Source organism: Paracoccus sp. SSJ (genome assembly GCF_030234105.1).
GTDB lineage: Bacteria > Pseudomonadota > Alphaproteobacteria > Rhodobacterales > Rhodobacteraceae > Paracoccus > Paracoccus denitrificans.
In genome coordinates, this window is the sequence record NZ_JASSPE010000004.1 from 200,319 (window position 1) to 221,610 (window position 21,292).

Annotated in this window: 17 protein-coding genes; 9 read left to right on the forward strand and 8 right to left on the reverse strand. The window is 67.6% G+C overall.

Translation table 11 applies throughout. From position 1 onward, the window contains the following. Positions 1–280: 280 nt before the first annotated feature. The 3 genes from QPR87_RS06220 to QPR87_RS06230 form a co-directional block, all read right to left on the reverse strand. A complete protein-coding gene (locus tag QPR87_RS06220) occupies positions 281–1,702 on the reverse strand; it encodes an alanine/glycine:cation symporter family protein (protein ID WP_285048772.1) in 1,422 nt (473 codons plus the stop codon). A gap of 189 nt (positions 1,703–1,891) precedes the next feature. Beyond that, positions 1,892–3,958, reverse strand: coding sequence for a TRAP transporter permease (locus QPR87_RS06225; protein ID WP_285048773.1), 2,067 nt, complete (start codon positions 3,956–3,958; stop codon positions 1,892–1,894). An 82-nt stretch (positions 3,959–4,040) separates the two neighbouring features. After that, complete coding sequence (locus QPR87_RS06230; RefSeq protein ID WP_011747009.1) at positions 4,041–5,042, reverse strand: TAXI family TRAP transporter solute-binding subunit; 1,002 nt, start codon at positions 5,040–5,042, stop codon at positions 4,041–4,043. Between the two features lie 308 nt (positions 5,043–5,350). Between QPR87_RS06230 and QPR87_RS06235 the strand changes: the two genes are divergently transcribed. Together QPR87_RS06235 and QPR87_RS06240 are read left to right on the forward strand one after the other, a co-directional pair. Beyond that, entirely contained in the window at positions 5,351–6,835 is a 1,485-nt protein-coding gene (locus tag QPR87_RS06235) for an inorganic phosphate transporter (RefSeq protein ID WP_285048774.1), read from the forward strand. Positions 6,836–7,046: 211 nt separating this feature from the next. After that, complete coding sequence (locus tag QPR87_RS06240; RefSeq protein WP_011747011.1) at positions 7,047–8,510, forward strand: alanine/glycine:cation symporter family protein; 1,464 nt, start codon at positions 7,047–7,049, stop codon at positions 8,508–8,510. A 138-nt stretch (positions 8,511–8,648) separates the two neighbouring features. On the opposite strand, the gene QPR87_RS06245 is transcribed toward QPR87_RS06240, so the two are convergent. Together QPR87_RS06245 and QPR87_RS06250 are read right to left on the reverse strand one after the other, a co-directional pair. After that, entirely contained in the window at positions 8,649–9,722 is a 1,074-nt protein-coding gene (locus QPR87_RS06245) for a sulfotransferase (RefSeq protein WP_285048775.1), read from the reverse strand. After that, complete coding sequence (locus QPR87_RS06250) at positions 9,719–10,309, reverse strand: TetR/AcrR family transcriptional regulator (RefSeq protein WP_011747013.1); 591 nt, start codon at positions 10,307–10,309, stop codon at positions 9,719–9,721. The genes QPR87_RS06245 and QPR87_RS06250 overlap by 4 nt, the downstream gene beginning before the upstream one ends. 91 nt (positions 10,310–10,400) lie before the next feature. Here QPR87_RS06250 and QPR87_RS06255 point away from each other — a divergent pair, with 91 nt between their 5' ends. From QPR87_RS06255 to QPR87_RS06270, 4 genes are read left to right on the forward strand one after another with little or no spacing between them, the layout of a single operon-like run. After that, on the forward strand, positions 10,401–11,387 hold the full coding sequence (locus tag QPR87_RS06255) for a 3-oxoacyl-[acyl-carrier-protein] synthase III C-terminal domain-containing protein (protein WP_285048776.1): 987 nt from the start codon (positions 10,401–10,403) through the stop codon (positions 11,385–11,387). Beyond that, positions 11,387–12,319, forward strand: coding sequence for an NAD-dependent epimerase/dehydratase family protein (locus tag QPR87_RS06260; RefSeq protein ID WP_285048777.1), 933 nt, complete (start codon positions 11,387–11,389; stop codon positions 12,317–12,319). Before QPR87_RS06255 ends, QPR87_RS06260 begins: the two co-directional genes overlap by 1 nt. Then, the gene (locus QPR87_RS06265; RefSeq protein ID WP_285048778.1) at positions 12,307–13,089 is read left to right on the forward strand and encodes an MBL fold metallo-hydrolase; all 783 of its coding nucleotides are present in this window, start codon (positions 12,307–12,309) and stop codon (positions 13,087–13,089) included. The genes QPR87_RS06260 and QPR87_RS06265 overlap by 13 nt, the downstream gene beginning before the upstream one ends. Continuing rightward, on the forward strand, positions 13,086–14,366 hold the full coding sequence (locus QPR87_RS06270) for a F390 synthetase-related protein (protein ID WP_285048779.1): 1,281 nt from the start codon (positions 13,086–13,088) through the stop codon (positions 14,364–14,366). The genes QPR87_RS06265 and QPR87_RS06270 overlap by 4 nt, the downstream gene beginning before the upstream one ends. 114 nt (positions 14,367–14,480) lie before the next feature. On the opposite strand, the gene QPR87_RS06275 is transcribed toward QPR87_RS06270, so the two are convergent. Further along, a complete protein-coding gene (locus QPR87_RS06275; RefSeq protein WP_285048780.1) occupies positions 14,481–15,470 on the reverse strand; it encodes a substrate-binding domain-containing protein in 990 nt (329 codons plus the stop codon). Between the two features lie 133 nt (positions 15,471–15,603). On the opposite strand from QPR87_RS06275, the gene QPR87_RS06280 reads away from it, so the two are divergent. Genes QPR87_RS06280 through QPR87_RS06290 form a run of 3 tightly spaced genes read left to right on the forward strand, consistent with a single transcriptional unit; the run spans position 15,604 to position 19,039 of the window. Then, positions 15,604–16,935, forward strand: coding sequence for a uracil-xanthine permease family protein (locus QPR87_RS06280; protein WP_285048781.1), 1,332 nt, complete (start codon positions 15,604–15,606; stop codon positions 16,933–16,935). Beyond that, positions 16,935–18,332, forward strand: a complete 1,398-nt coding sequence (locus tag QPR87_RS06285; protein WP_285048782.1) for an amidohydrolase family protein — start codon at positions 16,935–16,937, stop codon at positions 18,330–18,332. The genes QPR87_RS06280 and QPR87_RS06285 overlap by 1 nt, the downstream gene beginning before the upstream one ends. After that, positions 18,329–19,039 (forward strand): sulfite exporter TauE/SafE family protein, encoded by a 711-nt coding sequence (locus QPR87_RS06290; RefSeq protein WP_011747021.1) that lies wholly within the window; start codon positions 18,329–18,331, stop codon positions 19,037–19,039. Before QPR87_RS06285 ends, QPR87_RS06290 begins: the two co-directional genes overlap by 4 nt. Positions 19,040–19,166: 127 nt before the next feature. Here QPR87_RS06290 and QPR87_RS06295 read toward each other — a convergent pair whose 3' ends face one another. After that, positions 19,167–19,928, reverse strand: a complete 762-nt coding sequence (locus QPR87_RS06295; protein ID WP_011747022.1) for an aspartate/glutamate racemase family protein — start codon at positions 19,926–19,928, stop codon at positions 19,167–19,169. A 3-nt stretch (positions 19,929–19,931) separates the two neighbouring features. Beyond that, positions 19,932–21,284 carry an NCS1 family transporter gene (locus QPR87_RS06300; protein WP_011747023.1) on the reverse strand — a complete coding sequence of 451 codons (1,353 nt, stop codon included), beginning with the start codon at positions 21,282–21,284 and terminating at the stop codon, positions 19,932–19,934. Positions 21,285–21,292 lie beyond the last annotated feature (8 nt).

Below are 21,292 nucleotides of genomic sequence, written 5' to 3' on the forward strand. Positions count from 1 at the left end.
GCGCAGGGGCGGCCTATCCGGCTGATCCACCAAACCGCATGACCGGGATGGCACGATATGCCGCACGGGGCAGCGCCGGCCAATCCGACAGGGATTCGCTGCGATCTCGTGATTGCGGCGCAGGCGGCTTAAGGCCGATCCAGCGCCCATGCAGGGCGCGGACGGGAATGGCGTCGAGGTGGTTCCATCCTTCCCGACCCTGCCGCCGGACCACGGTCGGACCAGCCTTCGACGGTTCCAGCAATCGGAACCGACGGGCCGGTCTCATCGAGCGTCCAGATCAGGACCAGATATCGCTATCGACGCCCTTTGCCATTTCGGGATGCTCGCGAATGCTGAACCTCGGGATGCGTCCTTCCTCGCGCTGCGCGAAATAGTTCCGCGTCAGCGCCACCACCGTTCCCGACAGGGCGACGATGGCGATCAGGTTGATCGTCGCCATCAGCCCCATCGAGGCATCGGCAAGATCGAACACCGTCGTGACAGCCTGCAACGCCCCCCACAGCACCATGACCAGCACCAGGCACCGCAGGGCGGTAAGCCCGGCCCTGTTGCCGATGCCAAGAAAGGTCATCGCCATTTCCGAATAGGCGTAATTGCCGATGATCGAGGTGAAGGCGAAGAAGAAGATCGCCACCGCGACAAACAACGGGCCGGCGGTTCCGATATGGTCCGCCAGGGCGGATTGGGTCAGTTGCGTGCCGGTCAGCTCGCCTCCCGGCACATAGACGCCCGAGAGCAGGATCATCAGCGCGGTGCAGGTGCAGATCAGGATGGTGTCGATGAAGACGCCGAAAGCCTGCACGAAGCCCTGGCTCGAGGGATGGTGCGGGTTGGGCGTCGCCGTCGCCGCGATGTTCGGCGCCGAGCCCATCCCGGCCTCGTTCGAGAACAGCCCGCGCTTCACCCCGTTCAGCATGGCGGCGGCGATGCCGCCCGTGATGCCGCCGGCCGCCTCGGTCAGGCCGAAGGCGTTGGACACGATATGGCCGAGCATTCCCGGAACCGCGCCCAGGTTCATCAGCACGACGATGATCGCGACCAGCAGATAGATGCCGGCCATGAAGGGCACGACATATTCCGCCACGGTGGCGATCTGCCGGATGCCGCCGAAGATCACCACGCCGGTCAGCGCGGCGATGGCAAGCCCGGTGGCCAGCTTGGGCATGCCGAAGGCCCCCTCCATCGCATCCGCGATCGAGTTCGCCTGCACCGCGTTGAACACCAGCCCGAAGGACAGGATCAGGCAGACCGAGAACACGCCGCCAAGCCAGGGCAGACCAAGGCCGCGCGCGATGTAGAAGGCGGGACCGCCGCGATAGACGCCGTCGGGCTCGCGGCTGTCCTTGACCTTGTAGAGCTGGGCCAGCGTCGATTCCGCATAGGCGGTCGCCATGCCGACCAGGGCGACCATCCACATCCAGAAGATCGCCCCCGGCCCGCCAAGGACCAGCGCTACCGCGACCCCGGCAATGTTGCCGGTTCCCACCCGCGACGCCAGGCTTGTGCAAAGCGCCTGGAACGGGGAAATCCCTTGTCGGTCTGCCGCAGGGGCGGCGGTGATCGAGCGGATCATCTCTCGGAAATGCAGGATCTGCTGGAAGCGCAGCCGGATGGTGAAATAGACCCCGACGGCAAGAAGGCCGTAGATCAGGACATATCCCCAGAAGATCGTGTTCAGAAAGCCGATAACTGTCGTCACCTTGGGTTCTCCGGTTCGGGCGGGATGGATATGGTTGACGCCTGCCTGGGAAGCCTAGCCTGCGTTCGGTGACGGGGCAATTCCCATGGTCTTTCGGGACGCCGGCCCTTCGGCATTGCCGGGATCAATGACGGGCGGCCGGGCGCGATCCGCGCGCCGGCCGCCCGGGACGGCGGGACAGGCCCCGGCTTATGTGGCCGGCTCAGGGGTGGGGCCGGAGCGCCCCGCGAGATATTGCCGCAGCAGCACCACGCCAAGGATCGTCGCGCCGATCAGGGTCGAGACGAGCTCCGGCGCGATCATCATCAGCGCCGCGGCGGGCAGCAGCATCCGTTCGACCAGCAGCAGCGGCCCCAGCAGCCAGTTGGTGATCGCCGCCGACAGCGCCACGATGCCCAGCACCGCGCCTGCAAAGGCCAGCAGGAAGTCGGGCAGGGTGAAGGACTGCGTGACCAGCAGGAGCGAGGGCGAGAAGACGAAGACGAAAGGCACCAGCGCCTTGCCCATCGACAGCCGGAAGGCCGTGTTCCCGGCCTTGAAACCGTTGGCCCCCGCGATCCCGGCGCCCGCATAGGCCGCCAGGGCGACCGGCGGGGTCACGTCGGCCAGCACGCCGAAATAGAACACGAAGAAATGCGCCACCAGCGGCTCGACGTTCATCATGCCCAGGACCGGCGCGGCCACGGCCACCATGATGATGTAATTCGCTGTCGTCGGCACGCCGCATCCCATCAGCACGCAGACGACCGCGGTCATCAGCAGCGTGAAGAGCAGCGTCAGCGTCTGGATGGTGAACAGTTCGAACGGCAGCACCGCCAGCAGCCCATGGAAGGAGGTGGCCCAGTCCTGCGCCACGCTGGTGACCATGAAGGCGATCTTGAAGCCGACACCGGTCAGGGTGACGACGCCGATCACCACGCCGACAAGCGCCGCGGCCGCGGTCACGGCCAGCGATTGCCGGGCGCCCGCGACGAAGCCTTCATAGATGCCGGCGGCGGTTTCCTTGATGCCCTCGATGGCACCGGCCGCCATGACCCGCTGGATCAGGTAGACGACCATGCAGGCGGCGATGGCCCAGAAGGCCGACAGGAAGGGCGTGCGGCCCGACATCAGCATCCAGACCAGCAGGATCAGCGGAAAGACCGACAGCCAGCCCTCGCGCAGGACTTTGGCGGCTTTCGGCAGCTCTTCCTGGCGCAGCCCGCGGATGCCCAGGCGCTTGGCCTCCAGGTGCACCTGGACCAGCACGCCGAAGAAATGCATGAAGGCCGGGACGACGGCCGCGATCAGGATGGTGCGCAGCGGGATGCCCAGATACTCGACCATCAGGAAGGCGACCGCGCCCATCACCGGCGGCGTGATCTGCCCGCCGGTCGAGGAGGCTGCCTCGACCGCGGCGGCGAAGTGGCGCTTGAAGCCGATCTTGATCATGGCCGGGATGGTCAGGGCGCCGGTGGTCACGGTATTGGCGATGGACGAGCCCGAGATCGTGCCAAGCATGGCCGAGGAAACCACCGAGACCTTGGCCGGGCCGCCGGCGAAACGGCCGGCCAGTGCGGTGGCCAGGTCGATGAACAGCTGCCCCAGCCCGATCTTCTGCGCCATCACCCCGAACAGCACGAAGTGGAACACATAGGTCGCGATCACGCCGAGCGCGGTGCCGTAGATGCCCTGCGAGGTCAGGTAGAGGTGGTTGACGATATTGGCCCAGTCCGCGCCGGGATGCACCAGGATGCCCGGCATCGACTTGCCGAAATAGGCATAGGCGATGAACAGCGCTGCGATGACCGGCAGCGGCCAGCCCATCGAGCGGCGCACCGCCTCCATCAGCGCCACCAGCAGCACGGTGCCCATGACGATGTCGATGGGCAGCGGATTGCCGACGCGGAAGGCCAGCTGGCTATAGATCCACGGCACATAGAAGGCGCTGACAGCGCCGCCGATGGCGAGCATCCAGTCAGTTACCGGCACGCCCAGGACGGCGAAGCCGTCCGTCTTGTGGCGGTTGCGCGCCAGCGAGGAAAAGCTGAGATAGACGATGAACAGCGACACGCCCATATGCAGCCCGCGATGCGTGGTGGCGCGCGGGATGCCGAAGCCGGCCGTGTAGAAGTGATAGACCGAGAGCAGGAACAGGACGACCCCGGACAGGATGGCGATCGGGCGCGTCACGGTGCGGAAACGCGCCTCGGGATCGTATTCCTCTTCCAGTGCGCGAAGCTCGTCGTCGGAAAGCGGGGGTGGGGTCTCGGTCATGCGGTTTTCCTGCCGTTCGGTTCAGGGCCAAAGGACGCGGACCGGGGTCCGGCCGCGTCCTTTCGTCAGCTTCTGGCCATGCTCATTCGAGCTTGCCGGCTTCCTTGTAGAAACGCTCGGCGCCCGGATGGAAGGGGATGCCCGCGCCCTCGGTCGCGCTTTCCAGCGTGATCAGCTTGCCCTTGGCATGGCCGGCGGCGAACAGCTTTTGCGTGTTCTCGTTGTAGAGTGCCTGGGTGATGCCGTGGATCAGTTCCTCGGGCTGGTCGGCACTGGTCACCAGCTGCGCCCCGACCGAGATCGTGGCGACGTCGGCATCCTGCCCTTCATAGGTTCCGGCGGGAACGGTGTCGGTGGCGAAGAAGCTGTAGGTTTCGCGCAGCTTGTCGACCTCGGGGCCGGTGATCGGCACCAGCACCACGTCATGCTGGCTGGACAGCTCGGCGATGGCGCCCGCAGGATAGCCGCCGACGAAGAAGAAGGCGTCCATCGCCCCGTCGCGCATCCGGTCCGCCGCCTGGTCGGGCTTGAGATATTCCGGCGTGACGTCGGATTCGGACAGGCCGAAGGCTTCGAGGATGATCTTGGCATCGACCAGCGTGCCCGAGCCCGGCTCGTCCAGCGAGACCCGCTTGCCCTTGAGATCGGCGACCGAGGCGATGCCCGCGTCCTTGCGCGCCACCAGGTGGATGCTTTCCGGATAGAGGTTGGCGATCAGGCGCAGCTTCTCGACCGCCGGCTGGCCTTCCCACAGCCCGGTGCCGGTCTGTGCCCAAAAGGCCACGTCGGACTGGCTGAAGCCTGCCTCCATGGCGCCCCCGTTGATGGCGTTCACGTTGCCGACAGAGCCGTTCGAGGCTACCGCCGTCGCCACCAGTCCCGGCACGCCGCAAGAGCCGCCGTCCTCGCAGGCCCGCGAGCCGGGCGGGTTCGAGATCGCATTCGCGATCAGCCCGCCGATCGGGTAATAGGTGCCGGCGGTGCCGCCGGTGCCGATGCGGAAGAACGACATCTCCTGCGCCGCCGCGGCCTGGCCGAAAGAGGCGGCGATGGCAAAGGCCGCGAACAATGTCCTGAGTTTCATGTGTTTGTCCCTGTTTCCCTGATCGTCTGGGCCGAGACTAGCCCAGAGCCGACGCCGACGACAACCGTCCAGGCCCGCCGGCATGCCGTCGTGACGCGCCGTCCCGTCCCGGGTCTTGCGCCTTGCCGACGGCGCTGTGCGCGCCGGGCCTTCCCTTGCAGCCGTGCCGGGGCGCGCGGCTTGCCTTGTCCAGCGAAGCGGGGACCAGGCCCGGCGGGCGGGCGGGCCTGCGCGGCTTTCCGCAGTCGGATGCGGCTTGATATGTTGTCGATTCCCTCCTAGCACCCGCGGGAACAGAAAGGCGAAACATGTCTGACAAGGATCTCGAGCCCCGACACCTCGAAACGCTGGACCGCGATCTCGGCCGCTTTGCCAACCTGGAGGCGGCTGCCGCCTATGTGTCCCGGCCCCTGGTGGCGCCGGGGATCGGCTTCGTCTTCATCATCCTGGCCGGGCTCGCCGCCGCCATGCTGCTGGGGCAGAGCGGCGAGATGCTTATCGTCGTCACCGCCGCCGTGTTCGGCGCCTACATGGCGCTGAATATCGGCGCCAACGACGTGGCCAACAACATGGGCCCGGCGGTGGGGGCCAATGCGCTCAGCATGGGCGGCGCCATCATCATCGCGGCGGTCTTCGAAAGCGCGGGGGCGCTGATCGCCGGCGCCGACGTGGTCTCGACCATCGCCAAGGGCATCGTCGCGCCCGAGGCGCTGGATACGCCCGCGACCTTCATCTGGGCGATGATGGCGGCGCTGCTGGCTTCGGCGCTGTGGGTGAACCTTGCGACATGGATCGGGGCGCCGGTCTCGACCACGCATGCCGTGGTCGGCGGGGTCGTGGGCGCCGGCATCGCGGGGGCCGGCTTCGGTGCGGTCAACTGGGACCAGATGTTCGCCATCGCGGCCAGCTGGGTCATCTCTCCGGTGATGGGCGGCGTCGTGGCGGCGGGCTTTCTGTGGCTCATCAAGAGCCGCATCGTCTATCGCGAGGACAAGATCGCGGCGGCCCGCGTCTGGGTGCCGGTTCTGGTCGGCATCATGGCGGGCACTTTCGCGGCCTATCTGGTGATGAAGGGGCTGAAGCAGCTGGTCGAGGTCTCGATGGGCGTTGCGCTGCTGCTGGGGCTGGGGGTCGGTCTGGGCTGCTGGCTGCTGATGATCCCGGTCACGCGCCGCCAGTCCCGGGGGCTGGAGAACCGCAACAAGTCGCTGAAGGTGCTGTTCGGCATCCCGCTGGTCGCATCGGCCGCGCTGCTCAGCTTCGCCCATGGGGCGAACGACGTCGCGAATGCCGTCGGCCCGCTGGCGGCCATCGTGCAGACGGTGCAGACCGGCGATTTCAACGGCGACGTGACGATTCCCTTGTGGGTCATGCTGATCGGTGCCTTCGGGATCTCCTTCGGGCTCAGCCTGTTCGGTCCCAAGCTGATCCGCATGGTCGGCAGCGAGATCACCAAGCTCAATCCGATGCGCGCCTATTGCGTCGCGCTGTCGGCGGCGATCACGGTCATCCTGGCAAGCTGGCTGGGATTGCCGGTCAGCTCGACCCATATCGCGGTGGGCGCGATCTTCGGCGTGGGCTTTTTCCGCGAATGGGATGCCGAGCGGCGCCTGAAGCAGGCCCGCGTGGCCGTTCCCCGGCCGGAATACATCCCGGCGGATGAGCGTCGCCGCCGCAAGCTGGTCCGCAGGCTGCATGTGCTGACCATCGGGGCGGCATGGGTCGTCACCGTTCCCGCCGCGGCGCTTCTGTCGGCGCTGTTGTTCCTGATCCTGCGGCAGATCCCGGCCTGATTCGTTCCCTGGCGGACAAGGCCGGCCGCGCGGGACTGCGGCTTGCGGACAGGTGACCCGGATCAAGTCACGGTGCCTGCCACGATCCCCGGCGCGGGATCGTCGCAAGCGGTTCGCATCCGCATCGGCAAGGCCCCGCGCATGGCCGAACTTGACATTCGGGACCGGACACCTCCGTTTGCTGCCATTGCAATGACGAGGGACGGTATCGATGGAACTCGACCAGATAGAAGCAGTCTTGGGAAAAATCGGCGGGATCGTCTGGGGGCCTTACCTTCTTGTCCCGCTGCTGCTGGGCACCGGGCTTTACCTGACGATCCGGCTGCAGGGCATCCAGCTTGTCCGCCTGGGCGCGGCCCTGCGCCTGGGGCTGCTGAAACGCAAGGATGACGATGCCGAAGGCGACATTTCGCAATTCCAGGCGCTGACCACAGCCATGGCGGCAACCGTCGGCACCGGCAATATCGTCGGCGTGGCGACGGCCATCGCGGCCGGCGGCCCCGGTGCGCTGTTCTGGATGTGGGTCACCGCGATCCTCGGCATGGCCTCGAAATATGCCGAGGCGTTCCTGGGCGTCCGCTTCCGCACCACCGACGAGGTGGGCGAGAAGAACGGCGGCCCGCAATATTACCTTGAACGCGGCATCCCGAACGGCTTTGGCAAGGTTCTGGCGCTGTGCTTTGCGGTTTTCGCCGTCTGCGCCTGCTTCGGCATCGGCAACATGACGCAGGGCAACTCGATCGCCTCGAACCTGGAACGCAGCTTCATGATCCCGACCTGGCTTACGGGCGCGGTCCTGGCGGTCCTGACGCTGGTGGTTCTGGTCGGCGGCATCAAGTCCATCGGCCGGGTGACCGCCGGGCTGGTGCCGGTGATGATCCTGTTCTACGTCCTGGGCGCGCTCTATATCCTGCTGGTCAACATCCAGTCGGTGCCGGCTGCCTTGGGCGAGATCTTTTCGCAGGCCTTTACCGGGACGGCGGCGACGGGGGGCTTCCTGGGCTCCACGATCATGATCGCGGTGCAGTTCGGCGTGGCGCGCGGCATCTTCTCGAACGAATCCGGCATGGGCTCGGCCGCGATCGCCGCGGCTTCGGCGCAGACCACGCATCCGGTGCGGCAGGGGCTGGTGTCGATGACCCAGACCTTCATCGACACGATCATCGTCGTGTCCTGCACCGGGCTGGTGATCATCACCACCGGCGTCTGGAACGAGATCGATCCGCAGACCGGATTGCAGATCTCGCCCTCGATCATGACGGGACAGGCTTTCAGCCACGGCTTGCCGGGGCAGTGGGGGCATTGGGTCGTGACCGTCGGCCTGGTTCTTTTCGCCTATTCGACCATTCTGGGCTGGGCCTATTACGGCGAACGCAACCTTGAACGTCTGGTCGGCCATCGCGGCGTCATGCCCTTCCGCATCCTGTTTTCGCTGGTGGTGCTGCTGGGCTGCACGGTCCAGCTGGGCGTCGTCTGGAGCTTTTCGGACGTGATGAACGGGCTGATGGCCATTCCGAACCTGATCGGGCTGCTGATCCTGTCGGGCCTGATCGCGCGCGAGACCCGCTTCTACCTTCGCCACGATCCCCGGCTGGAGGCCAACCGCCAGCAGATCGAGGATTTCATGAAGGGCCAGCCGAGCTGGGCGGAATGGAAGGCGAGCGAGCGGTCGTAAGCATCCCCGGCCAATGACAGGGGCCCCGCCCGCGACCGGCGGGGCCTTTCCGGCGATCGCGCCCCTTTGGGCCTTCTGCACAGGCGCGGCAACTTGTCTTTGTGACTGGCCGCGCGGGGCGGATTGCGGCCGATAACCTTACGGACGGGTCGCTTCGGCATCTACGCCGGCGGCATAGGCGGCAAGGGCGGCTTCGCCGGGGGCGCAGGCGTGCTCGATTTCATCGCGCTCGGCGGAAGAGAGTGCGGCTAGGCGCGACGGGCGCGGCTGCGGCAAGCCGACCGTCCGGTCGAGCCATGCGGCGGGGGCGCCGGCTTGCAGATGCGCGCCCAGCCTTTCGATCCAGATGCGGGGGTCCCGGCATAGATCCTCGTAGCGCAGGATCATCGGTCGGGCATTGCCCAGCCCCTGAAGGCCGCGGATCGTCAATGCCGACCAGAAAGCGCCGGTTTCCGCAAGGCCGGGGCGGCGGGCGACGATGCGCCGGACGCCGGATCGCCCGCTGATCGCGGCAATCAGCGGCCAGGCGGCGCCACGCCCGAAATGCCGGCGGGGATGCAGCAGGTCGAGGCCCATCGGCCCAAGCCGGCGCCAGCACCAGATGGCCAGCCGTGCGGCGGGATAGTCGCGCATCGACAGTGCCGTATCCGGCCCGTTGCGGGTCAGCAGCACCAGCGCCGCATCGGGAAACATCTCGCGCAGCGTCGCCGAGGCGACCAGAGACCCGCCCGAACGCTCGACCCAGATCTCGCGCCCGCCGACCTGCCGGGCCATAGCCTGGAAAAGTGCATCGTAATGCGCGGCCAGGGGTGCCGCCGGCCGCCGGCGCATGTGTTCGGCCAGCATGTCGAACATGGCGTCGGGGTTTTCGCTCAGATGCGGCAGCGCGACGGCCAGGATCGGCGGACAGTTCCAGGGATCATGCGCGGGTTGCGGAACACGGCCGTAAAGGAATTCCGACGACGCGGCATCGGGGTTCGCCACCTGCGACATGGCGCGTGAGGGCGTGGCCATATGTGCCCAGAACCGCGCGCCGTCCAGATGCCCCGGGCGAAAGGCGTTGTGTCCGACGGCCGCGAAAAGCTCGGACACCGACAGGACAGCCGGATGCGCGTTCAGGATCTGCGACACCAGCGTCGAGCCGCAGCGGGCCGAGCCCAGGATCAGCCCGCCGCGCAGGGCCGGCGCCGCATGGTCGCCGCAGGGCATCATTCGGCCCCGGCACGGATGGCGGCGATCATGCGCTCGACCGCGGCATGCGCCAGGTCCATGGGCTTTTGCATCGTGATCAGGTCCAGCCGGTCGATGGCCGCCAGCGCCACGATGCCATGCACCGACAGCAGCAGTTGTTCCGCCAGCAGGCGCGGATCGCCCTTGGGTTTCAGCGCCGCGACCGGCTGGGTGATGCGGCCGATCAGCCCGTCGATCTGCGCCAGATACCAGTCGGGGAAGGTGCTTGAGATGCGCGGCCCCTCGAACAAAGCCCGCCAGACCGCGCGGCGATCCAGCATGAAGGTCACATAGACCTCGGCCAGCGCCAGCAGGCGCTCGCGCGGGTCGGTCTGGCCGACCCCGTCGACGAGGATCGCCAGATCGACCAGCGCCTGCCGGTTCACCTCTTGCAGCACGGCGCTCATGCTGTCGAACAGATTGTAGATCGTGCCGGGCGTCGTCTTGACCGATTTCGCCAGCGCGCGGGCGGTCAGCGCCGCCGGCCCGCCTTCTTCCAGAAGCAGCTTGGCGGCCTCGATGGTGCGGGTCCGCAGGGCGTCGTGGTCGTATTGTCTGGGTCTGGCCATGGTGTTCCTGAACTGTGTTCAAAAATATGCTTGACAGGAAACGGCGTGGTTGTCAACGTTAGTGAACATTGTTCAATAATGGTGCCCCAAGATGCCTTCGATCAACCTCACGATTACCGGGACCGGCAGCTACCTGCCTGCCACGGTGCTGAACTCGACCGATATCGACGACCGCATGGGCTGGGCGCGGGGCGAATGCGAAGCGCGTTTCGGCATCGCCCGCCGCCATGTCGCCATGCCCGAGGAGACCAACTCGTTCATGGGGGCCGAGGCGGCGCGCCGCGCGATGGAGATGGCGGGCTGCGGGCCGCAGGACCTGGACCTGATCCTTGGCGCATGCGGGGTGATGGAGCAGCCGATCCCCTCGACCGCGACGCTGGTGCAGGACCGCCTGGGGCTGGGTCGTTCGGGGATCGCGGCGTTCGACGTGAATGCGACCTGCCTCAGCTTCCTTCAGGCGCTGGACCTTGCGGCGCTGCATGTCCAATGCGGCCGGGTGCGGCGGGCGCTGGTGTTTTCGTCGGACATCGCCTCGGTCGGGCTGGACTGGAACCGGCCCGAGGCCGCCGCGATCTTTGGCGACGGCGCTGCGGCGGTGGTCGTCGAGGCGGGGGGCAAGGGCGCGGTGCTGGCGCATGATTTCCAGACCTATGCCCATGGCCATGACGCCTGCGTGCTGGCGGCTGGCGGAACGCGCGTCAATCCGGCGCGCGGCATCGCCCCGGGCGAGGACCGCTTTCGCATGGACGGCGGCAAGGCGTTCAAGCTTGCCTCGCGCTATCTGCCGCGCTTTCTGCAAAGACTGCTGCAAAAGGCCGGGGTGGGGCTGGCGGGCATCGGCTGCATCATTCCGCATCAGGCCAGTGCGCAGGCCCTGCAGCACGCGGCCCGCAACCTGTGGCTGCCGCCCGGCCGCGTGATCGACATCTTTGCCCGCACCGGCAATCAGATCGCCGCCTCGATCCCGACGGCGCTGGATCATGCGGTGCGCTCGGGGCGGCTGGTGCGCGGGGATGTCGCGCTGCTGATGGGCACCTCGGCCGGGATTTCGGTCGGCGGCATGATGGTGCGGTTCTGATGCGGGCGCTGGTGACAGGGGCCAGCGGCTGCCTGGGCCGCGCATTGGTCGAGCAGTTGTCGGCCCATGGCTGGGATGTCGGCACCACCGCGCGCCAGCCCGTGGCGCTGCCCGGCTTTCGCGCCGCGGATCTGGCCAGCGCCGGCCTGGCACCGCTGCTGGATGGCATCGACGTGGTCTTTCACTGTGCCGCGCGCAGCTCGGCCTGGGGCACGAGGGACGAGTTCCATGCCGCCAACGTGCTGGCGACGCGGCGATTGCTGGATGCGGCCGAGGGGGCAGGGGTCAAGCGCTTTGTCCTTGCATCCTCGCCCAGCATCTATGCCGACGGCACTGACAGGCTGGACGTGGCCGAGGATGCGCCGCTGCCGGTGCGCCCGCTGTCGCTTTATGCCGAAAGCAAGCGGGCCGCCGAGCGGATGGTGCTGGGCCATGCCGGCGCCATGATCTGCACGGCGATCCGCCCCCGCGCCATCTACGGCCGCCACGACCGCGCACTGCTGCCGCGTGTGATCGACGCCATGCGGCACGGCCGCTTGCCGATGATCCGGGGCGGGCGGGCGCTGATCGACCTGACGCATCGGCACGATGCGGCTCGGGGGATGATCCTTGCCGCATCGGGGCCGCGCGGGGGCGTGTGGAACATCACCTCGGGCGAGGCTTTCCGGTTCCGCGACCTGGTCGAGATCATTGCGCGCCGCAGCGGGCTGCCGGTGCGCAGCCTGCCGCTGCCGCATGGTCTGGCGCGCTGGCTGGCCGGGGCGTCGGAGGGGCTGGCAAGGATGCGGGGCGGAGCCGAGCCGCGGCTGACCTTGCAGGCCGTGGCGTCGCTGGGCAGCAGCCTGACGCTGGATATCTCGGCCGCGCGCCGGGATCTGGGCTATCGGCCGCAGGTCGGTTTCGAGGAGGGGGTGGCCGAATGCTTCGCCTGACCACGCTGAAGATCGGCGAGTGCCGCGCCCCCGCCTGGGGCGCGGGGCTGCCCGGCTTGGGTGGCGCCACTTTCCCGGCGCTGGCGACGCTGATCGAAACCGAAAGCGCCTGCGTCCTGGTCGATACCGGCTATGGCCCCGCGTTTTTCACGGCGACGCGCCGCTTTCCGGCCCGGCTGTATCGCTGGCTGACCCCGGTCCGGCTGCCGGCGCAGGAACAGTTGCTGCGCCGATTGCCGCGCCTGCCGGATCTGGTGTTCCTGACGCATATGCATGCCGATCACAGCGCCGGGCTGATCGACCTGCCCGCCGGCATTCCGGTCATGGCCTCGGCCGAGGCGATCGCCGAGCTGCATGCGCTTGGCGATCTGGCGAGTATTCGCGCCGCCTGCCCGCCGCTTTTGCGCGACGCGATCCTGGCGCACGATCCGCAGCCGGTCGAGGCGCGCCCGGCGATCCCGACGGGCCTGCCCGAATTTCCGCAAGGCCGTGATCTTTTGGGCGACGGTCGCCTGATCGCGGTGCCCTTGCCGGGCCACGGCACCGGGCAGATGGGGCTGTGGCTGCCCGAGGCCGCGCGCTTTCTGGTCGCCGATGCCGCCTATGGCCGCGCCATGCTGCGCCAGGATCGCCTGCCGCCCGGCCCGGTGCTGGCGCGCCTGGGCGATGCCGCCGCCTATCGCCGGACCTTCGCCCGGCTGCGCGCGCTGATGCAGCGCCGCCCCGACATCACCATCGACCCGTCGCATTGCCCCGAGACCGCCAGATGAGCCTGACCGCATTCCTGCACAGCCGCTATGGGCGCGGCTTCGCCTCTCGCGCCGAAATCGAGGCGCATCACGCCGCCGCCTTTCGCCGGTTCCGCGCGCAGGTCATGCCGCGCTCGCCCTTCTATCGCGGCATGGCCGAACTGCCGCTGGAAGATCTGCCGCGCATGGACAAGGCCCGGTTGATGGCGAATTTCTCGGCCATCAACACCTGCGGCATCGACCATGACACGGCGATGCGGACCGCCATCCGCGCCGAGACCGGCCGCGACTTCCGCCCGCTGATCGGCGAGGTCTCGGTCGGGCTGTCGACCGGCACCTCGGGACAGCGCGGCCTGTTTCTGGCGACGCCGCGCGAAAGGCGGCTGTGGGCCGCGATCATGCTGGGGCGCTATTGGCCGGAGCTGTGGCGCCGCCAGCGCGTGGCGTTCTTCATGCGTGCCGACAACACGCTTTATCGCAGCCTGTCGAATGCGCTGGTCCGCTTCGAGTTCTTCGACCTGCTGTTGCCGTTCGAGGAACACCTTTCAGCGCTGGCCGGGCTAAATCCCAGCGTGCTGATCGCGCCTGCACGGATTCTGGCAATGTTGGCCGAGCGGCAGGTGGCCGGCCGGATTTCCCTGTCGCCGCGGCGGGTGATCTCGGTGGCCGAGACGCTGTCGCCCGACGACGCGGCGCTGATCGGGCAAGCCTTCCGCATCCGCGTCGATCAGGTCTATCAGGCGACCGAGGGCGTTCTGGCGATGACCTGCCGGGCGGGCAACCTGCATCTGAACGAGCGCTGGCTGCGCATCGACCGCGACGTGATCGATCGGGCGACGGGCGCCTTCTGCCCGGTCATCCACGACTTTACGCGTGAAAGCCTGCCGATCCTGAACCATCGTCTGGATGACGTGCTGATCCCCGATCCCGACCCTTGCCCTTGCGGCTGCGCCAGCCAGCGCATCGCCCGCATCGAGGGGCGCGAGGACGATATCCTGTGGTGGGCCTCGGCCGCGGGGCCGCGCATGGTCACGTCCGAGGCGATCCGAACCGCCATTGCCTGCCTGCCCCAGCCTTTGCGCGACTATCGGGTGATCCAGCGCGGCAGGGGGCTGCATATCTGGCTGGATGATGCCGCATCGGGGGCCGATACGGCGCTGGGGGCCAGCCTGGCGGGGCTGGCACGGCAGATGGGCTGCCAATTGCCGGAGCTTGCCTTTCATCGCGGCCTGCCGCCGGAATCCGACGCCAAGCGCCGCCGGATCCGGGTCGAGCCGGACACCCCCGCCCCACGGTGATGGCGGCGCTGATCGGGGTGCCCGGGCAGCCTGCTGCCGCCGTCGGTGGCGCAGGGAATCCGGCGGAACCATCGGCCGATCCCGGCGCCTGCGCCAGCTGGCGGGGTCGAAAGCCTAGCAGACGGCCGTAGATTGCCGGACGACCAGCTCCGGCAGTTCCGCCGCGACCGTCCTGCTGGTGCCCTCGATGCGGTCAAACAGCAGATGGACCGCCGCCTCGGCGACTGCTGGCAGGTGCAGGTCGACAGCCGTCAGGGGGGGCTGGGACAGCTTGGCCCTGAGCCCGTCATAGCGGGTCACGATGCGCAATTGATCGGGAATCACCCGTCCCAGTTCATGCGCCGCCCGGACCGCGCCGCTGGCAAAGGCGTCGACGGCGGCGAATATCCCGTCGATCGAGGGATCGTCGCGCAACAGCCGCAGCGTCTCGCGATAGCCGATCTCCTCGCCTTCCTCTTCGCTCAGCTTCAGCAGCCTGTCCGAGGACGCGGCCAGGGTGCGAAAGGCTGCCTCGGCCTCGATCTGGCTGGTCCGCGGGGCCGAGCCGATCAGCGCGGCGATGTGGCGGCACCCCTGCCGGGCCAGGTGGTCCAGCAGCATCGAGGCCGTCTCGCCCGAGCGCATGTCCACGGCGGGAATGTCGGGCCGGCCGGGCACCGTCCCGACCGAGACGATGGGGGTCTTGCGCTGCTCGAAATGGGCGACCAGCGGGTCGTCGCGCATCGGCTCGACCAGGATCACGCCGTCGAACCCGACCGAAGCATAGCCTTTCCCGGCGGGATGCGGGGGGATCAGGCACAGCGCCAGGTCGCGGGTCAGGGCCGAGATGGCCGCAGAGGCCGCGATCTCCATCAGAAAGCCCAGCCGCGACGGTCCGGCCGCGACGGCGAAGGGCATGGACGAGGCCAGTGCGATGGTCCCGGTCCGCCCGCTGCGCAGGGCGCGCGCCATGCTGCTGGGATGATAACCCATCTGTTCCGCCAGCGCGTGGATGCGCTTGCTGGTTTCGGGGTCCACGCGCCGCCGGCCGCTGAAGGCATGCGAAACGGTGGTGACCGACACCCCCGCCGCCCTGGCCAGATCCGAGATGGTGGGCTTGCTCAAACCGTCCTCATTCCCCGTTTGTGGGCAGTCTAGCATGACAAAACGATTTGCACGAATCGAAAGACGTGCTAATCGTGGGGAAGCAAAACGATTTGCATGAATGCAAACACCCACCCAGCAACAGGGAAGACACATGACATCGCAAAGAACCCCAACCGATCCGGTCGATGAGGTCCTGCCGCTCAAGGACCTGATTCTCTATGGCTTTCAGCATGTGCTGGTGATGGCCGCATCGCCGATCACGGCGGTATTCCTGGTCGCGCAGACGCTGGGCTTCGATTCGGCGCTGACCGTCTCGATCATCAGCGCGACGTTTCTTGTCTGCGGCATCGGCTCGATCCTGCAAAGCTTCGGGACGGCCGGTTTCGGCGCGCGCCTGCCCTTCATCATGGTGCCCGGCGGCGCCCCCATCGCGATCTTTCTGGCCATCGCCAACCAGACCGACGTGCAGACCGCCGTCGGTTCGGTGCTGATGACGGGGGCGTTCTATTTCCTGGCCTTGCCGGTCTTTCGCCGGCTGCTGCGCTTTTTCCCGCCCATCGTGGTCGGCACCATGCTGCTGCTGGTGGCGGTGAACCTGGTCAAGATCTATGGCGGCACGATCACCGGCCGCTCGGGCAGCGCGGATTTTGCCGATCCGGTCAATGTCGGGCTGGCGCTGGCGACCATCGCGCTGACGGTGATCTTCTCGCGCATCTTCACCGGCACCCTGCAGCGCATCTCGGTGATGCTGGGGCTGATCGCGGGCACGCTGCTGGCCGCGGCCCTGGGCCGGTTGGACATGACGGGCGTGATGCAGGGCTCGTTCATCGCGGTGCCGCAGCCGTTTCCGTTCGGGATGCCGAAATTCGACGTCATCGCCGCGCTGCCGCTGATCATCTTTTCCATCATCTCGATGGCCGAGGCGACCGGCCAGACCATCGCCACCGCCGAGATCGTGGACCGTAAGGGCGACGCCCATGCCATCGTGCCGCGCACCATCCGGGGCGATGCGGCGATGTCGCTCCTGGGGGGCATGTTCGGCACCTCGCTGATCATCACCTCGGGCGAGAACGTGGGCATCGTCCGCGCGACGGGCGTGCGCTCGCGCTATGTCACGGCCATGGCGGGGGTGATCCTCGTCCTGATCGCGTTGATCGCGCCGATCTCGCGGCTGGCAAGCGTGCTGCCCGGGCCGGTCGTCGGCGGCACGGCGGTCATCGTCTTCTCGATCATCGGGGTGATCGGCATCCATGTCCTCAGCCGCGTCGATCTGCGCGAGCACGGGGCGATGTTCACCCTGGCCTCGGGGCTGGCGATGGGGCTGATGCCGATCCTGGTGCCCGGCATCTACAGCCAGTTCCCGCAATGGTCGCAGATGATCCTGGGCAACGGGCTGGCCATGGGCACGATCACGGCGGCGGTGGTCAACGCGCTCTTCCAGTTCAAGGCGCCGAACTCTCTCGACCACAAGGAGCATGCCTGATGACCGACCTGCGCCGGACCTTCGCCGCGACCGATGACCTGATCGTCGCGCCGGGCCGCCTGCTGCTGGGCCATGGGCCGCAATCCGACATGGCCGTGCTGCTGCGTGACGGCCGCTTTGCCGAGATCGGCGAGCGCGCCGCATTGCGCGCGCGCCATCCGGCGGCGCGGCTGGCCGAGATGCCCGGCCACCTGATGATGCCGGGCTTCATCGACACCCACACCCACCTGACGCAATCGCTGGGCAAGTCGCTGGTCTTTGGCGAGCCCTCCGAGATCTTTCGCCGCATCTGGGTGCCGCTGGAGGGCAGCCTGGACGAGCATATGGTCTATCTGTCCTCGAAGCTGGCGGCGCTGGAATGCCTGCGCGGCGGCTTCACGACGGCGGTCGACGCCGGCACCCGCTCGGCCGGGCATATCGGCAAGCTGGTCCAGGCCTCGCGCGAGGCCGGGCTGCGGCTGGTCGTCGCGCAGATCTGCAACGACCTGGGCGGCGCGGCGCAGGTGCCCGAGCGTGCCGAGATCCTGCGCCGGGCCGAGGCGCATCTGGCCACCTACCAGGGCGATCCGCTGATCCATGCCTCGCTGGCGATCTCGATCCCCGAGGTGGCCAGCGACGCGATGCTGCGCGACATATCGCAGATGGCGGCGGGGGCGGGCGTTACCTTCCAGACCCATGTGAACGAGCATCTGGTGGCGGTCGAACGCTCGCTGGTCGCGAACGGCCGCCGCCCGCTGGAGCATCTGGCCCATGTCGGCGCGCTGGGCCCGCAGACGCTGATCGCGCATTCCACGCTGGTCACGCCGTCCGAGCTGAACCTGCTGCGCGATACCGGCACTGCCGTTGCCTACAACCCCGTCGCCTCGGTCTGGAAGGGCAATGCGGTTGCGCCCGCGTTGCAGATGCAGGCGCTTGGCATCCGCTTCGGGCTGGGCACCGACGGCACCCGCGCCGACGGCTTCCGGCTGATGGATGCGGCCGAGACCATGCAGCGCGTGGGCTACGGCCTCGCCTCGGGCGACAGTTCCTGCGGCGGGGGCTGGCTGTGGCTGGATGCAGCGACGCGGATGGCGGCCGATGCCAGCGGGCTTTCCGCCGTGACCGGGCGCATCGCCGAAGGATTGGCCGCCGATTTCCTGCTGGTCGATCTGGACCGCCCCGAATTCACCCCCTCGCACGACCTGTCCTGGGAACTGGTGCGTTATGGCAACCGCGACCAGATCGACGCGGTGTTCACGAATGGCCGGTTGCGGATGGTACAGGGCTGGCCGGTCGACTGGGACGCGCGCGCCCTGATGGCCGAGATTCGGGAACTTGCCGCCCCGGCCACCGCCGCCGCGCCGATCCAGCGTATCCATCCCACGGCCGACAGCCTGATCGCAACGAGGCATGCGTGACACTTTCCGTCTTTCTGGCCCTGTCGCTGCTGGTCGGCGCCTCTGCCTTCGTCCAGGGCGCGGTCGGCATCGGCTTTGCCCTGATCATGGCGCCGATCTTCGGCCTTATCGATGCAAGCTACCTGCCCGTGACGCTGCTGATCCTGATGCTGCCGCTGAATTTCCTGGTCGCCTGGCGCGAGCGGGCCTCGATCGACCGGCGCGGGGCGAGCTGGATCACGGTGGGGCGCTTCTTCGGCACCTTCCTGGGCATGGCGGTGCTGGTCGCGCTGTCGGTGCGGCAGCTCGAGATCGCGGTGGGCCTGCTGACCGTGCTGGCCGCGGTGGTTGCGCTGCTTTCGCCGCCCTTTTCGCCGCGCCCGCAAGCGTCGCTGGGCGTCGGGCTGTTCACCGGCGTGACGGAAACCGCGACCGGCATCGGCGGCCCGCCGCTGGCGTTGCTGTATCAGCATTCCTCCGGCCCGGTGCTGCGCTCGACCGTCGCGGCCTGCTTTCTGGTCGGCGAGGTGATCTCGCTGGTCATCCTGCTGATTGCGGGGCGGATCGGGCAGGATCAGGCGCTTGCGGCGCTGCTGCTGATACCGGCGGTCCTGATCGGCAGCGGGCTGTCGCGCCGCGTGCATTCCCGCATCAACGGTCCGGCATTGCGACTGGCGGTGCTGATCTTCTCGATCGTCAGCGGGGCGGCGCTGGTGGTGAAGGGGTGATCGGGCCGCGCTTTTCCCTTGCGGCCCGGCGGGGTGCCGGAGCTTCCGCACGATTTGCCGGATGAGAAAAGCGTCCGCCACGCACCGGGCTGGGTGCGTGGCGGACTGCCGCATTCGTGACGGCGGTTCAGTCCGGGGCAGCGATCCTTTGCGCCGCGGCGCGGGCGGCGGCGTTGACCGCGACCACCAGCGGCTGCTCGAATTGCGGCTGCAGCCGGATGGCGGAGGCCGAAAGCGGACCGCCGCCCATGATGACCGCCTCGGCGCCGTCCTCGGCAACCGATTGCCTGACCGCCTCGGCCAGCGCGGCGTCCAGTCGGTCGGGATCCTGCACCAGTTCTGCCGGATCGCCCGGCGTGACCCGGACGCCGCGATATTGCGCCTCGTAGCCGAGCGAGGCCGCCTTCTGGCGGAAGGACTCGATCAGATCCTCGTCCGGCGTCACCGTCACGATGCCGAAGGGCCGGCCATCGCGGGCGGCCTCGTGAAAGACCTCCTCTCCGATGCCGAAGACCGGGATGTCGACCGCCTCGCGCAGTTCTGGCAGGCCGGGATCGCTGAAGGCCGAGACGATCAGCGCCGCCACGCGCGGGTCCGATGCCGCCTCGGTGCCGACGGCGACCACGCCGGGGACGGCATTGGCCATGTCCTCGGGCGTGGTCAGCAGGGCCGGGGCGCCGGCATTGCTGCGCCCCTCGACCGTGGCGGCGTCCCCGACCTCGGCTTGCGCCAGTTCTGCCATGGATTGCGTCGCGCCCTCGTTCGAGTTCGGGTTGATCAGCACGATGATCCTGCCTGCGTCCTGGGCCGGGGCCTGGCCCGACAGCAGGCCCATGGCGCAGCCGGCTGCCAGCGCCCAGCGCCGGGCGCGTCCGGTGATGTCGGTCATGGCTCAATTCTCCCGGAAACGCTGCGCCGAGGGCAGGTGCTGCATCAGCAGATAATAGAGGATCCCCGAGGGCAGCAGGCTCGCATACCACGAGATGCCCGAGAAGATCAGCGCGAAGACGATCCCGACGCCCATGGCGATGACGGCGGCCATGTTGACGCCCTTGTAGGGGCCTTCGGGATCATAGAGCTTTTCGAGGTTCAGTTGCTGCTTGCGCAGTACGAAGTAATCCACCACCAGGATCGCGAAGATCGGGCCGAGGAAGGCGGAATAGGTGCGGATGAACAGGCTCAGGCCCGCCGCCGATTCGTCCTTGACCAGTTCCCACGGGAAGGTGACGAAGGCCAGCAGGCCGACGATCACCGCCGAGGTCTTGAAGTTGATCTTGAACACGTCCATCAGCGCATAGGCGGGCGGGACGACGTTGTTGAGGATGTTCGTCGTCACCTGCGCGAAGGCGATGAACAGCAGCGTCACGACCAGCAGCACCTTGTTGTCCACGGCGCTGGAAAAGACCTTGATCGGATCGACCTCGCCGGTCGCGCTGGACACCATCAGCCCGATCAGGCCCATGAACAGCGTCGCAGGCAGGATCGAGTTGGCATAGATCACCACCTGCCGCATCCGCCCTACGCGATGCTGCAATTCGCGCGAATAGTCCGATACGTTCAGCATCATCGTCGAATACACGCCAAGAAACAGCATCGTGCCGCCCCAGAAGGGTGCGCCCCAGGTGCCTTCGGCATTGATCAGATTGGCGCTGATCTCGGCGCCATAGCGATTGATGACGCTGAAGAACATGTAGATCAGCGAGCCGATGATGAAGACCGCGCCGATGTTTTCCAGCCATTTGATGCCATGGAAACCCAGCACCGACAGGCCGATCTGCAAAAGCTGGAAGCCGATGAAGAACGCCCAGATATTGGAATAGCCGAACATGGTTTCGGACACGAGGTTCAGCGCCCCTGCGCCGATCCAGCTTTGAAAGCCGAACCAGACGATTGCCGGGACCGAGCGCACCAGCGCCGGGATTCGCGTCCCGGTAAAGCCGAAAGAGGATCTGGCCTGCACCATGAAGGGGATGCCGTACTTGTGGCCCGCCTGCCCGTTGATCATCAGCGCCACGCCGATCACGGTGCAGCCGATGGTGATGGCCACGAAGGTCTGAAGCAGGTTCAGCGTTCCCACCAGCCCCGAGCCGACGGTGAAGGTCCCGATCGAGACGCATCCGCCCAGCCAGGCGAACAGGTAGGACCAGGGGTCCATGATGCGGGCTTCCTGCGGGGCCAGGCTTTCCTCGCCGACCGCCTTGTGTTCGATCACGGCGCTGTCGGGCGCCATCTCGTGAGTTGTCATCGTCAGTC

Coding starts and splice junctions, on each gene's coding strand:
- QPR87_RS06225 (WP_285048773.1), bottom strand. CDS start 3,958: ATGACCGAGACCCCACCCCCGCTTTCCGACGACGAGCTTCGCGCACTG.
- QPR87_RS06230 (WP_011747009.1), bottom strand. CDS start 5,042: ATGAAACTCAGGACATTGTTCGCGGCCTTTGCCATCGCCGCCTCTTTC.
- QPR87_RS06235 (WP_285048774.1), top strand. CDS start 5,351: ATGTCTGACAAGGATCTCGAGCCCCGACACCTCGAAACGCTGGACCGC.
- QPR87_RS06240 (WP_011747011.1), top strand. CDS start 7,047: ATGGAACTCGACCAGATAGAAGCAGTCTTGGGAAAAATCGGCGGGATC.
- QPR87_RS06245 (WP_285048775.1), bottom strand. CDS start 9,722: ATGATGCCCTGCGGCGACCATGCGGCGCCGGCCCTGCGCGGCGGGCTG.
- QPR87_RS06250 (WP_011747013.1), bottom strand. CDS start 10,309: ATGGCCAGACCCAGACAATACGACCACGACGCCCTGCGGACCCGCACC.
- QPR87_RS06255 (WP_285048776.1), top strand. CDS start 10,401: ATGCCTTCGATCAACCTCACGATTACCGGGACCGGCAGCTACCTGCCT.
- QPR87_RS06260 (WP_285048777.1), top strand. CDS start 11,387: ATGCGGGCGCTGGTGACAGGGGCCAGCGGCTGCCTGGGCCGCGCATTG.
- QPR87_RS06265 (WP_285048778.1), top strand. CDS start 12,307: ATGCTTCGCCTGACCACGCTGAAGATCGGCGAGTGCCGCGCCCCCGCC.
- QPR87_RS06270 (WP_285048779.1), top strand. CDS start 13,086: ATGAGCCTGACCGCATTCCTGCACAGCCGCTATGGGCGCGGCTTCGCC.
- QPR87_RS06280 (WP_285048781.1), top strand. CDS start 15,604: ATGACATCGCAAAGAACCCCAACCGATCCGGTCGATGAGGTCCTGCCG.
- QPR87_RS06285 (WP_285048782.1), top strand. CDS start 16,935: ATGACCGACCTGCGCCGGACCTTCGCCGCGACCGATGACCTGATCGTC.
- QPR87_RS06295 (WP_011747022.1), bottom strand. CDS start 19,928: ATGACCGACATCACCGGACGCGCCCGGCGCTGGGCGCTGGCAGCCGGC.
- QPR87_RS06300 (WP_011747023.1), bottom strand. CDS start 21,284: ATGACAACTCACGAGATGGCGCCCGACAGCGCCGTGATCGAACACAAG.